This window comes from Novosphingobium sp. 9U (assembly GCF_902506425.1).
Classification (GTDB): Bacteria; Pseudomonadota; Alphaproteobacteria; order Sphingomonadales; family Sphingomonadaceae; genus Novosphingobium.
Genome location: NZ_LR732525.1, coordinates 1 through 12,725, shown reverse-complemented (window position 1 = coordinate 12,725; position 12,725 = coordinate 1). Strand labels below are relative to the sequence as shown.

The following is a 12,725-nucleotide window of genomic DNA, read 5'->3' as shown; positions in this document are numbered from 1 at the left end:
ACGCAGAAACGCACGGTATCCGCGAGGACACCGTGCGCTCATGTTACCAGTCGTGGGAGGGCCCGGCGCGAAGCCGAGCCGACCTCGATCAGCCCGGGCTGCCGTTGTGGTGGCCGCCGCCGCCGCTGACGGCCGCGATCAGGCCGACGACCGCGACGATGCCGACCAGCGGCACCCACAGCGGCAGCGTGCCGAAGCTCTTGTCGCGCTTGGCGACCACGGGCGAGGCCACGGTGGCCGGCGCCGCCACATTGGCGGTCGCGGCGGGAGCCGAGAACGCGATGTAGGTCGGGCGCTGCTCACCCGCCATGGCGGCCGTCGACATCAAGGTCGTACCTACGACCAAACCCAGCATCAGTTTCTTCATGACGATTGCCCTCGCGCCTCAGTATAATCCGAGAGTTACCTATCTCAGTACTTATCCTGATCGTCAACTGAAGAGAGTCATCTGCGGTTCATTTCCCACCCAAGCACCGGAACAAACAAAGAACTTTCCTACACCCCCCTGCCTGAGCCATGCTGCGCGCCCTTTGCCCGACCCGGAGGACGCAGGCCCGCCATGATCGACAAGTCCCCTCCCCCTCGACAATCCGGCCGCAAGCGCCGCCAGACAGCACACAAGCATTTGGCCACCTTCACCCCCGTCCCGCGCCAGACCACGCGCCACGACGGCTGGACGCCCGAGCGCCAGCGCGGCTTCATCGAGGCGCTGGCCGACACCGGCAGCGTCAAACACGCCGCCCACGCGGTGAACATGACGCCGGAGGGCGCCTACGTCCTGCGCCGCCACCCGGAGGCGGGAAGCTTCCGCAAGGCCTGGGAGGCCGCGCTGAGCCTCGGCGTGCAACGCCTCGAGGATGTCGCCATGGAACGCGCGCTCCACGGCATCGAGGTGCCGGTGTACTCCCCCGGCAAGATCATCGGCACCCGCCGCGTCTACAACGACCGGCTGCTGATGTTCGTGCTGAGGAACCGCGCCGGCAAGCGCTTCGCCCAGGGCAACCCGCAAGGGGTCGGCGCCGCCAGCCGCTCACAGCTGGAGCGCCTCAAGCGCGAGTGGCGCGCCGAATGGGAGGCGGAGGCGAAGAAGGCGGACGACACGCAAGGCGACCTCGGCGCAGTCCTCGAAAAGCGCTTCGCCACGCTGCACACCACCTGGGTGCAGGGCATGAGCGCGGAGACGCTACGCTACTACAAGGCCTTCCGCCTCGCCAAGTGCGCGCAGGACCGCCGCATGACCCTTGCCGAGCTCGAGATCGACCCGTTCGACCCCGAGTTCGACATCGACGCCACGCTCAAGCAGATCGACTGCAACCCGCCCCGGCACATCCGCGAGCAGGGCCAGGAGATGGGCGGGGACGCGGACACGGCGGAGTCGTACCTCACGCCGCGGCTGAGCTGGCGGGACATGCCGGATGAGGATGAGGATGAGGATGAGGATGAGGATTGAGCACCCTCCTCTTTCAGTGGCAAGCATACGCAGGCTTGGCCGGTCCGCTGCCTTGCCGGGATTTCAGAGAGACTTGTGCTCTCTTTGCGGAGCTCCTTACGGTTGCACGATAAGGGTGCTCAAAGTATCTGCCACGTGTGCGGCCTAGCTGAAGCGTTTTGTTCAACCAGAACTGCTATCTGTCCCGCTGGAGGTCTTGGTATCAGCGCACGAAAGTCGCCTACCTGATTGGCAATCCGAAGCGCTCTAGATTGCCCATATTTATAAAGACGCATACGCCGATCATATGGCTTAGCTATATACAAAATGACACCAGCGCGCCAAGAACATCTTCCTAGCGCCCAATCATCAGCCATCGCAATGGCTTGCTCTAGGGACGCGGAAATAGATACATCGAAGCATAGTGCTATGCACAACAAGTCGTCTTGTAAGCTTGAAACTTCCGTAGCAGTCGGGGCGTAGGTCGCGGAATGTGCGCTTCGGTGACGTTTTCGAACAATCCCTTTCACAACCTCCTGGACCGAGGGAACGCCAAGCCCGATCTCGGCGCTAAAAGCCCTGAAGGTTGTCCAACAATCTGAAACTTGCAAGGAAGCTAAGAGATCTTTCAAGCCGCTATCAGAAAGGTTACCTGTGTAATCTCCAGCAACAAATTTTGTAAATTGCTGGACGGTTCCATGCCCTGAAGCCATCTTCGTTATCTCGGCTTGGACCTCGGCCTCAAAATCGTCCCCCTGGCGCTTCAACATCCGCGCGAAGTTATGCAGGTACGACAAGGCGTCCAACCTCGCAGCAAGCCGAAGTTTTTCGGGTAGATCTTCGAACGACTTGGGCCATCTCTCGAGATTACGGAGAACCTCGACAGTTCTCTCGCGGACAAATGTCTCCAGGGCGATAAGACTAGCTACTAACACGCCGCGGCGGAGAACAAATATTCCGGGCGGCAGGGATGTTCCCATGGCACCTTGAGCCAAGGGTTCAAGGTTTATCGCCTGACCTATGCCAGCAAGATTCGCCAAAAACTGAGATCGCGCGATACTCATAATGCAGGTGCTATATGAGTGAGATTAGAAGTTCATACATACGCTCGATGCGATATTTTATTCGCGATGGCGTATTTGTTCCTAGACGTACTGCCTCCTCAAAGTCTGAGTTGAGGAACAGTTCACGTGTCTGACTAACAATCAGATTTTGTTTGTGCGACAAGTATTGCACCTGCACATCGCTGAGTTTGTTCGCGGCGATCATCTGTGCATCATATAGTCCGGCGAGAGCTTGTTGCCGCCACTTCTGACCATCCCATCTCTGAAAAGCGACCTCGCCCCATAAGGCCGCCGTACGGTCCATAGCCTCATGGAAGGGCCGCACCAAATCGACAGCAGCGGCAGCATCGACGTCGCGATATTCAAGCATGAAATCATCCATTGATCGCGAGAGACTGCCGGAGAACCGCTCCCATGATCTATTCAGAGTGAGAAAGCGGAGCACGTACTCCGCATCCTGCATCTGTTGAAAAGCGGCCGACTTCGGCCCGTCAATTTTCAAGGCAGATCTAAGCAAGGCATTCTCACCAGCGAGATAGATGGTGTCATTGAGAAAACCCCGAAAAGCTACATTCCGGATCTCTTGATTATTTAACCTGATGCCACCGCGGTTCAGTCTTATGAAGACCTCATACTTTAGTCGAGGATGCGACTGCTTCAAGAGTGTAATCACACGCAAGTATGGCCGGATTCGAAGAGCACTTTGTAATGCTTTTGGTAGATCACGAAAACGAGCTCCGTTCAGCTCAGTGAATTCCTCTAATCCTTTTAAAGCAAAAGAATTGTTTAGGTAATCAGAAACTGCAGTTATTCTCTGCTTACCGTCGATTATGGAGTAAACTCCATACTCCTCTTCTGCTAAGTAAATCGGCGGAACGGGAACATTCAGAAGAAAGGACTCGATTAGCTCAGACTGCCTTTCCACCTCCCAACGCTCGCGCCTCTGGTACTTCGGAGATAAATCAATGATGTTGTCGTCCACCATTTCCTTCAGGCCTTGAAGCGAGAAGTCGGAAGTCTGAAGGACAAGGTCATTTTGCGACTGCTCGAAGCGACGTTCGATCTCGACTGGATTGCCTAATGCCACAAATCTCTCCTAATCTCAGCGCTCCGCGGCATGTCGCCTAAACTCGGCCGCCGCTCGCTGCAAGCTAAGGCGGTTCAGCGCGAAATAACCGGCAATCGGCACGCAATTAGTTCAGCGTATAGCGTGATCGGGAGCGCGAGGGCGGTGGCCCTCGCATCTTCACTTTCTTCCCCCCTCGCGCCGGCCTTCCGCCCTCATGGCTGGCGCCATGACGTCGAACCTCACCGTTCGGCGAGGCCGGCCGGGTCGACCGCTGCGCTGGAGCGCACCGGCTTCTAAGCTACCGCTCCTGCGGAACGTCGCTTAGGCGCCTGCGGTCTTCCCTACTCCTCCCCCATCCTAAGCGCCGCAATAAAAGCCTCCTGCGGGATGGACACGTTGCCATACTCCCGCATCCGCTTCTTGCCTTCCTTCTGCTTGTCGAGCAGCTTCTTCTTGCGGCTGATGTCGCCGCCGTAGCACTTGGCGGTGACGTCCTTGCGCATGGCGCTGATGGTTTCGCGGGCGATCACCTTGGCGCCGATCGCGGCCTGGATGGGCACCTTGAACATGTGGCGGGGGATCAGCTCCTTCAGCCGCTCGACGAGGCCGCGGCCGCGCGCTTCGGCCTGGCTGCGGTGGACGATCATGGACAGCGCGTCGACCGGCTCGTTGTTGACCAGGATGTTCATCATCACCAGGTCGCCTTCGCGCAGTCCGATCTGCTCGTAGTCGAAGCTGGCGTAGCCGCGGCTGATCGACTTCAGGCGATCGTAGAAGTCGAACACCACTTCGTTCAGCGGCAGCTCGTAGGTCACCTGGGCGCGGCCGCCGATGTAGGTGAGGTCGATCTGGATGCCGCGGCGGTCCTGGCACAGCTTGAGGATCGAGCCGAGGTACTCGTCGGGCGTGTAGATCGTCGCCTTGATCCAGGGCTCTTCCATCTCGGCGATCTTGACCGGGTCGGGCATGTCGGCCGGGTTGTGCAGTTCCTTGACGCTGCCGTCGGTCATGCTGAGGCGATAGACCACCGATGGCGCGGTGGTGATGAGGTCGAGGTCGTACTCGCGGCTGAGGCGCTCCTGGATGATCTCCAGGTGGAGGAGGCCCAGGAACCCGCAGCGGAAGCCGAAGCCCAATGCGGCGCTGCTCTCCATCTCGAAGCTGAAGCTGGCGTCGTTCAGGCGCAGGCGGCCGATCGATTCGCGCAGGCGCTCGAAGTCATTGGCGTCGACCGGGAACAGGCCGCAGAACACCACCGGCTGCACTTCCTTGTAGCCGGGGAGCGCCTGGGTGGCGCCGCCCTTCACGGTGGTGATGGTGTCACCGACCTTGGCCTGCTCCACTTCCTTGATCTGCGCGGTGATGAAGCCGATCTCGCCGGGGCCGAGTTCGGGCAAGTCGACGCGCTTGGGGGTGAAGGCGCCGACGCGGTCGATCAGGTGCTCGGTGCCGCCTTGCATGAACTTGACGGAGAGGCCCTTGCGGATGACGCCGTCGATCACGCGCACCAGGATGACGACGCCCAGGTAGGGGTCATACCAGCTGTCGACCAGCATGGCCTTGAGGGGCTGGTCGCGCTCGCCCTTGGGGGGCGGGATCTTGGTGACGATGGCTTCGAGCACTTCGTCGATGCCGATGCCGGACTTGGCGCTGGCGAGGACGGCGTCGCTGGCGTCGATGCCGATGATGTCCTCGATCTCGGCGCGGACCTTCTCGGGCTCGGCGGCGGGGAGGTCGATCTTGTTGATGACGGGGACGATCTCGTGGTCGTGCTCGATCGACTGGTAGACGTTGGCGAGCGTCTGCGCCTCGACGCCCTGCGCCGCGTCGACCACCAGCAGCGCGCCCTCGCACGCGGCGAGGCTGCGGCTGACCTCGTAGGCGAAGTCTACGTGGCCGGGGGTGTCCATGAGGTTGAGCTCATAGGTTTGGCCATCGTTTGCGGTGTAGTTCAGGCGCACCGTCTGCGCCTTGATGGTGATCCCGCGCTCTTTCTCGATGTCCATGTTATCAAGGACTTGCGCACTCATCTCGCGCTCGGAGAGGCCCCCGGTGCGCTGGATCAGCCGGTCGGCCAGCGTGGACTTGCCATGGTCGATATGCGCGATGATGCTGAAGTTGCGAATGAGGGAGAGATCAGTCATCCCGGCCCGTTAGCAGGCAGTCTCCGAACTGTCAGCCTGCCTTGCGCAACCCCGCCGCTTCGACCTTCTCGCGCACCGATCGAGGCGGTGTGAACGAGACCGCCCCGCTGGCATCGACCGGCAGCGGCTGATCGAACTCCACGCCCATGCGGTCCTCGTTGCACCACCGGCAGGTCGCCAGGCGCTTGAGCCCCTCGGCCAGTTGCACTTCGAACGTCGTGCCCTGCGGCACGTTCCACAGCCCCTCCACCAGTGCACCGGAGCGCGAGATGTTGCGGATGGTGCCGGCGTACTCCTGGCCGCCATGCTCCAGCACGACCTTGCGCAACATCGTCTGGCGGGGTGCACGGGCCGACCGCGGACCTTGCGCAATGGCGGTCAGGCCTTTGGCGAGGCGCTCGGTCGCGGCCGTGGAGGGCAGCGGCTTCTCGTAGATATAGCCCTGCACGTGGCTGCAGCCGAGCATGCGGATGAGGTCCAGCTCGTCGAGCGTCTCGACGCCCTCTGCCGTGGTCTCCATGCCGAGCGCTTCGGCCAGGCTGACGATCGAGGCGATGATCGCGCCGTTGCGGCTGCCCTGGATGGTGGCCCCGCGCACGAAGCTCTGGTCAATCTTGATCTTGTCGAACGGCGCGTGCTGCAGGTAGGCGAGCGAGGAGTATCCGGTGCCAAAGTCATCGAGCGCCAGGCGCACGCCGACACCCTTGAGTGCGGCGAACATCGCCTCGGTCGAGGCATCGTCGCCCATGAACACGCTTTCGGTGATCTCCAGCTCCAGCCGGCCGGGTGCGATACCGGCGGCGGCGATGGCGCTGGTGACGATCGCGGGCAGCGCGGGGTTGGCGAACTGCAGCGGCGAGACGTTGACGGCCACGCGCACTTCCTCCGGCCATTGCGACAGGTCGTGGCACGCGGTGCGCAATGCCCATTCGCCGATCTGCGGGATGAGCCCCGCGTCCTCAGCCACCGGCACGAACTTGGCGGGCGACATGTAGCCCATGCGCGGGTGCTTCCAGCGCAGCAGCGCCTCGAACCCGGTGATCTTCTCGGTCGTGACGCGGACCTGGGGCTGGTAATAGAGCTCCAACCCGCCATGCGCGATCGCGTCGCGCAAGTCCTGCTCCAGCTGCTGGCGCTCCTGCGCGTCGCTGTGGAGGTCCTGTGCGTAGAAGTGATGCCGGCCGCGGCCGCCGTCTTTAGCGGCGTAGAGCGCGAGGTCGGCGTTGCGGATCAGTGCTTCGGAGGTCACGCCGTCGTCTGGCGAAAGCGCGATGCCGACAGAAGCGCCGATCGTCACCCGGCTGCCCTCGATTGAGTAGGGCTGCGACAGGTTCTCGATGATGCGATGCGCAAGGTACGCCAACTCGTCGCGGTTGATGCGCCCTGGCAGTACCACTTGGAACTCGTCACCGCCGAGCCGGCCGACCCGGCCGCCCTCACCCACCGTGCTGCGCAGGCGGTCGGCGACTTGCTTGAGCAGCGCGTCGCCCGCCGGGTGGCCCATGGTGTCGTTGACCTGCTTGAAGCGGTCGAGGTCGAGCAGGAACACGGCGCAGGCCTTGTTCTCCTCGCGCGGGGCGCTGAGGATCTTCTCCAGCCATTCGGCCATTTGGAAGCGATTGGCGAGCTTGGTGAGCGAGTCGAAGCGCGCCAGCTCCACAACGTGGCGCTGCGACTTGCGCGTCTCGGTAAGGTCCGAGCCCGAGCCACGGAAGCCCAGGAAATTGTCGAATTGGTCGAGCACTGGCCGGCCGCTGATCGACCACCAGCGCTCCTCGTGCTCGCGCGTGGCAGCGCGCACCTGCAACTCGTGGAACGAGGAGCGGGTGGCGAGATGGAACACCAGCGTGCGCTCGCTCTCCTGCTCCTGGTTCTCCAGCTCGAATAACTCGGTAAACGGGCGGCCTTCGAGGTCGGCCGGCTCCTTGCCCAGCAGCTTGGCGATACGGCGCGAGACGTAGGTCAGCTGGCCGCGGCGGTCGGTTTCCCAAAACCAGCCCTGGCCGGTCTCCTCGTATTCGGCGAGCAGCTCCTCGGCGCGGCGCTGTTCGTGCTCGCGGGCGGTGCGAGCCTCGGCCTCGCTCACCAGGCGCCCGATCTCGCGGTAAGCGACGACGAGACCAAGGAAGGCACCGAGCACCATCAGCAGCTGCGCGGCGACACTTCCGCTGGCGAGGCAGGGACCGAGCCACAGGCTCTCCAAAGCGGCGACCTTGGAGATCAGCCGCCCATCGAGAAGCGCGGCGATCAGCATCGTCAGGATTGCCAGCCCCGCGACTGCACCCGTCCAGGCGACAGGACCGACGGCCGACGCCCAGCTCGACATCGCAAGGCCGGTCAGCACCATCGGCGCGGCAATCGACACGGCCATCACCACGTAGCGTGACCAGGTCTTGTCGGCATGGGTGACCTGCAACTGTGCAAAGAACGGCGCGGCAGCACACAAGCCGATGGCGCCGAGCGCCAGGACAAAACCCGGCCAATGCGGGATCGACCACGTGGTTGCGCCCACCAGCACGAACATGCCCAGGATCGCGGGCGCGATCAGCCGCCAGCGGCGCGGCAGCAGTTCGCGCAAGGGATCCTCGACCGCAACGCGGACCGGACGCAAACCACGCATGCGCGGTTTGCGGCGGCGGTCGTCGCCTGAGCGCTCGACTGGACTGGAGGCGTCGTCGCTGGCCGCTGGTTGGGCAAGCGGAGCCAGGGAGTCCTCATCAGACGGTGATGCCGTCAGGGCAGCGCGCCTGCGCAGTGAACCGGATGCTTCGCGCCTGCTTGTCATGCCGACTTCATGCGCTGGAGCGCGTTGCGAATCTCTTAAGCGCGGCAGCTAGCACCTTGCCCTTGTTGCATTCCTGCCGTTGGTTCGGCGCGCAGCGGGTCAGGCGGCACTTTCGGCTTGTATGGCCAGGACGCCCATGCTTGCTTGCACCCTGCAAGAGCCAAGAGCGCCAAGTGCAAACGTGCGCGCCGATCGGGAGAACACAGCACATGCGGCACATCGCAATCGTGGGTTCGGGCCCTGCGGGCTACTACACCGCCGAGGCCGCGCTCAAGCTGTGGGGCGATGAGGTGCGCGTCGACGTCTACGACAGCCTGCCTGTTCCCTTCGGCCTGATCCGCAGCGGCGTCGCCCCGGATCACCAGTCGATCAAAGCCGTCTCGCGCCGCTACGAGACTACGGCGCTCACCGGCAATGTGCGGTTCCTGGGCAATGTGACGATTGGCAGCGACGTGACCATCCCCGAGCTGGAGATGCTTTACGATGCAGTGATCCTGGCAACCGGTGCCCCGCACGACCGCAAGCTGGGCCTGCCCGGAGAGGAGCTCCACAACGTGTTCGGCAGCGCTTCGTTTGTCGGCTGGTACAACGGCCATCCCGGTTTTGCCGGGCTCGACCCGCACCTGGCACACCACACCGCAGTGGTGATCGGCAACGGGAACGTCGCACTGGATGTCGCGCGCATCCTCGCCAAGTCGCAGGACGAGTTCGCCGGCAGCGACATCGTCGCACACGCGCTCGATGCGCTCAAGGAAGCGCGGATCGAGCGCATCGTCATCCTCGGTCGGCGTGGCCCGCACCAGATCGCAATGACGCCCAAGGAGCTGGGCGAGCTAGGCCACCTGTCACGCGCCTGCCCGATCGTGGAGGCCGCGGACCTGCCCGACGAGAGCGAGGATGCCGCACTCGATCCCGGACAGCGCAAGTCGGTCGCGCACCTGCGCGCCTTCGCCGCGCGCTCGCCGGAGGAGTGCTCCGAAAAAGCGATCCGGGTGGAGTTCGACTTCTTCGCCTCGCCACTGGCGATCACCGGCGCCGAGCGGGTCGAGGCGGTGCAGGTAGAGCGTACGCAGCTGCTCGACGGGCGCGCGGTCGGCACGGGCGAGACTTACGAGATCCCGGCTGGGCTGGTGATCGCCTGCATCGGCTACCAGACCTCCCCTATTCCCGACGTGCCGTTCGACGACAAGGCCGGCCGCTTCGCCAACGACGAAGGCCGCATCCGCCCCGGCCTTTACTGCGTCGGCTGGTCGCGCCGAGGACCGACCGGGACGATCGGAACCAACCGGCCTGACGGGTTCTCGATCATCGAGAAAGTGGCTGAGGATATCGGCGCCGGTGCGGCCAGGCGCGGCGGCGAAGGCTTTGACGAGATCGCGACCGAGCGCGGCCTCAAGGTGGTGCGCTATCGCGACTGGAAGAAGATCGAAGAAGCCGAGATCGCCAACGCGCGTGAAGGCTCACCGCGCGAGAAGTTCGTGCTGGTGCAGGAGATGATCGCGGCGGCGCAGGGGTGAGTGGGTCCTCCTCGGAACAGGGAAAACAAACAGAAGATCCCCCCCCCTGCAAGGGGAGGTGGCAGGCGCGAAGCGGCTGACGGAGAGGTGTAACCTTCTCAGTCAAGCCATCCGCCAGCGCTGACACCCCTCCGCCACGCGCTACGTGTGCGCCACCTCCCCTCAGGGGCGAGGATCTAGGTAGAGTCACCCACTCGGGTGGTAGAAGTCGTAGATCGCCTGCGCCACCGTCACGCTCACGCCGGGCGCGCGCTTCAGGTCGTCCAGGCTTGCCGCTCGCACCTTCCCCGCCGTGCCGAAGTGCAGCAGCAGCGCGCGCTTCCTCGCCGGCCCAATGCCGGGAATTTCGTCCAGCGGAGACGCCGTGATTGCCCGGCTGCGCTTAGCCCGATGCGCGCCGATGGCGAAGCGGTGCACTTCGTCGCGTAGGCGCTGGAGATAGAACAGCAGCGGCGAGTTGACCGGCAACATCTTCTCGCGCCCATCCGGGAAGTGGAACACCTCGCGCCCCTCGCGTCCGTGGTGCGGCCCCTTGGCGATGGCGATCAACGCGATGTCCTCGACCCCGAGTTCGTCGATGACGCCCTTGACTGCGCTCATCTGACCCTTGCCGCCGTCGATTAGCACCAGATCGGGCCAGGTGCCGCCTTCGCGGTCCGGGTCCTCCTCCAGCACCCGGCCGAAGCGGCGGGCCATGACCTCGCGCATCATCGCGTAGTCGTCGTCGGTCTGCGCAGAGCGGATGTTGAACTTGCGGTACTGGCCCTTGATGAAGCCTTCGGGCCCTGCAACCACCATCGCGCCGAGCGCCTTGGTGCCGGAAATGTGGCTGTTGTCGTAGACCTCGATCCGCTGCGGAATCTCAGGCAATTCCAGGAATTCGGCCAGTTCGGCCATGACCTTGGCCTGGGTGCCGCGCTCCGCCAGGCGGCGGTCGAGCGCCTCGACCGCATTGCGCGTCGCCTGCGCCAGCAGGTTGCGCCGATTGCCGCGCTGGGGCACCGAGATCTCGACCTTGCCGCCCGCCGCCTCGCGGAAGGCCTCGGCCAGCAGCTCCGCCTCGGGCAGCTCGCGATCAACCAGGATCACGCGCGCGGGCGGCACTTCCTCGTAGAACTGGGCGAGGAAGGCCGTCATGATCTCCGCCTCGCTCAGCCCCTCGGTGTGCGTCGGGAAGAACGCACGGTGCCCCCAGTTCTGGCCGCCGCGGATGAAGAACGCCTGCACGCCGACATGGCCGCCCTTGCAGGCCATCGCGAAGATGTCGGCATTGTCCATGCCCTGCGCGTTGATCGCCTGGCTGCCCTGGATGAAGGTCGCGGCGCGCAGGCGGTCGCGCAGCATCGCCGCGCGCTCGAAGTCGAGGTTCTGCGCGGCCTCCGCCATCTGGCTCTCGATCTTCTTCTGCACGGCGTTGGACTTGCCGCCGAGGAAGTCCTTCGCCTCGCGCACCAGCTCGGCATAGCCCTCCTGGTCGATGCGGCCCACGCACGGGGCCGAGCAACGCTTGATCTGGTAGAGCAGGCACGGCCGGTCGCGCCGCGAGAAGAAGCTGTCGGTGCAGCTCCGCAGCAGGAACAGCTTCTGCAGTGCGTTGATCGTCGTGTTGACCGATCCGGCGCTGGCGAACGGGCCGTAGTAGTTGCCCGCTGCCTTGCGCGCGCCGCGGTGCTTGGTGATGCGCGGGAAACTGTGCTCGGAACGCAAGAGGATGAACGGGAACGACTTATCGTCGCGCAGCAGCACGTTGTAGGGCGGGCGGAACCGCTTGATCAGCTGTGCTTCCAGCAGCAGCGCCTCGGCCTCCGAGTTGGTGGTGACGATGGTCATGCTGCGCGTCTGGCTGACCATGCGCTGCAGGCGGCCCGACAGGCGCTCCCACTGCGTGTAATTGGCGACCCGGTTCTTCAGCGCGCGCGCCTTGCCGACGTAGAGCACTTCGCCCTTGGCGTCCTGCATGCGGTAGACGCCCGGCCGCGGCTTCAGCGTGCGCACAGTGTCGCGGATCACTTCGACGCCGGCCTTCAGGTCCGGCTGGTCGGAGCCGCGCACGGTGTAGGTGGCGCGCTCCTCGTGGAAGCGCTCGGTGTTCTGGGGAGTGTCGGGTCTGCCGGCAGGGGTACGAGCCATAGGCGGCATTTAGGTGCGGCGGGACGGAAAGGGAACAGGCACCATCACTCCTCTCCCCGCCAGGAAGAGGAGTGATCGCATCAGAACATCTTGCGGAAGTCGATGCCGACGACGCGCCCCTGCGGCTGGCGGTAGGCCGCTTGATACGCCAGCGGAACCTGGCCGCTGTCGTCCGTAACGCGTTGGCGTTGGTCGAGCAGGTTGTCGACAGTGAACGACAGCCGCGCATTCTTGAAGAACGGCGCCTTCTGCACCAGCGACTCCTGTTGGCCCAGGTTGACGAACGCCCGTAGTCCCAAATCGAAGGTGCTCCCGAACCGCAAGTCCGAACTGCCGGGCAAGCCGCTGCCGTTCACCCGGGCGGGCGCGTTCCACTCGCCCTGGAGGCGCAGGCCGTAACCGTTCTTGAACACGCCGCCTTCGAACTCGATCGCATGGCGAGGCACGCCACCTGCGCCGATCGCGTCGCCGCTCAGCTGGTTCAGCTCGGCCGAGCCAGGAGCGATCCGCACGGTGTCGGTGAAGCGCCAGGTGTGGTACACCGCGATGTTCCAGCGTCCGCCGCGACCGCCCGGTCCGCCCGGCCC

The 12,725-nt window shown here is 64.0% G+C and carries 8 protein-coding genes and 1 pseudogene; 2 read left to right on the top strand and 7 right to left on the bottom strand.

All coding sequences use genetic code 11. The features are described 5' to 3' along the window. Positions 1 to 88: 88 nt before the first annotated feature. Complete coding sequence (locus tag GV044_RS20015; protein ID WP_159874213.1) at positions 89 to 367, bottom strand: hypothetical protein; 279 nt, start codon at positions 365 to 367, stop codon at positions 89 to 91. Between the two features lie 192 nt (positions 368 to 559). Between GV044_RS20015 and GV044_RS20010 the strand changes: the two genes are divergently transcribed. Continuing rightward, positions 560 to 1,450, top strand: a complete 891-nt coding sequence (locus GV044_RS20010; protein WP_159874211.1) for a hypothetical protein — start codon at positions 560 to 562, stop codon at positions 1,448 to 1,450. A gap of 119 nt (positions 1,451 to 1,569) precedes the next feature. Here the strand turns inward: GV044_RS20010 and GV044_RS20005 are convergent, their stop codons facing one another. The 4 genes from GV044_RS20005 to GV044_RS19990 all read right to left on the bottom strand — a co-directional run bounded on the left by GV044_RS20005 (position 1,570) and on the right by GV044_RS19990 (position 8,326). After that, a complete protein-coding gene (locus GV044_RS20005; RefSeq protein WP_159874209.1) occupies positions 1,570 to 2,493 on the bottom strand; it encodes a hypothetical protein in 924 nt (307 codons plus the stop codon). 10 nt (positions 2,494 to 2,503) lie between these two features. Then, entirely contained in the window at positions 2,504 to 3,580 is a 1,077-nt protein-coding gene (locus GV044_RS20000; RefSeq protein ID WP_159874207.1) for a DUF262 domain-containing protein, read from the bottom strand. Between the two features lie 323 nt (positions 3,581 to 3,903). Continuing rightward, positions 3,904 to 5,706 carry a translation elongation factor 4 gene (gene lepA, locus GV044_RS19995; RefSeq protein WP_159874205.1) on the bottom strand — a complete coding sequence of 601 codons (1,803 nt, stop codon included), beginning with the start codon at positions 5,704 to 5,706 and terminating at the stop codon, positions 3,904 to 3,906. Between the two features lie 31 nt (positions 5,707 to 5,737). Then, the gene (locus GV044_RS19990) at positions 5,738 to 8,326 is read right to left on the bottom strand and encodes an EAL domain-containing protein (RefSeq protein WP_159874203.1); all 2,589 of its coding nucleotides are present in this window, start codon (positions 8,324 to 8,326) and stop codon (positions 5,738 to 5,740) included. Between the two features lie 374 nt (positions 8,327 to 8,700). On the opposite strand from GV044_RS19990, the gene GV044_RS19985 reads away from it, so the two are divergent. Beyond that, positions 8,701 to 10,008 (top strand): FAD-dependent oxidoreductase, encoded by a 1,308-nt coding sequence (locus tag GV044_RS19985; protein WP_159874201.1) that lies wholly within the window; start codon positions 8,701 to 8,703, stop codon positions 10,006 to 10,008. Between the two features lie 186 nt (positions 10,009 to 10,194). On the opposite strand, the gene uvrC is transcribed toward GV044_RS19985, so the two are convergent. Both uvrC and GV044_RS19975 read right to left on the bottom strand, forming a co-directional pair. Continuing rightward, complete coding sequence (uvrC, locus tag GV044_RS19980; protein ID WP_159874199.1) at positions 10,195 to 12,138, bottom strand: excinuclease ABC subunit UvrC; 1,944 nt, start codon at positions 12,136 to 12,138, stop codon at positions 10,195 to 10,197. An 80-nt stretch (positions 12,139 to 12,218) separates the two neighbouring features. Beyond that, a pseudogene (locus tag GV044_RS19975) lies at positions 12,219 to 12,725 on the bottom strand (hypothetical protein); the annotation flags it as partial.

Bases quoted from the DNA above. Each gene is read 5' to 3' on its own strand.
- GV044_RS20005 (WP_159874209.1), bottom strand. From the start codon at position 2,493: ATGAGTATCGCGCGATCTCAGTTTTTGGCGAATCTTGCTGGCATAGGT.
- lepA (WP_159874205.1), bottom strand. From the start codon at position 5,706: ATGACTGATCTCTCCCTCATTCGCAACTTCAGCATCATCGCGCATATC.
- uvrC (WP_159874199.1), bottom strand. From the start codon at position 12,138: ATGGCTCGTACCCCTGCCGGCAGACCCGACACTCCCCAGAACACCGAG.
- GV044_RS20010 (WP_159874211.1), top strand. From the start codon at position 560: ATGATCGACAAGTCCCCTCCCCCTCGACAATCCGGCCGCAAGCGCCGC.
- GV044_RS19985 (WP_159874201.1), top strand. From the start codon at position 8,701: ATGCGGCACATCGCAATCGTGGGTTCGGGCCCTGCGGGCTACTACACC.
- GV044_RS20015 (WP_159874213.1), bottom strand. From the start codon at position 367: ATGAAGAAACTGATGCTGGGTTTGGTCGTAGGTACGACCTTGATGTCG.
- GV044_RS19990 (WP_159874203.1), bottom strand. From the start codon at position 8,326: ATGCGTGGTTTGCGTCCGGTCCGCGTTGCGGTCGAGGATCCCTTGCGC.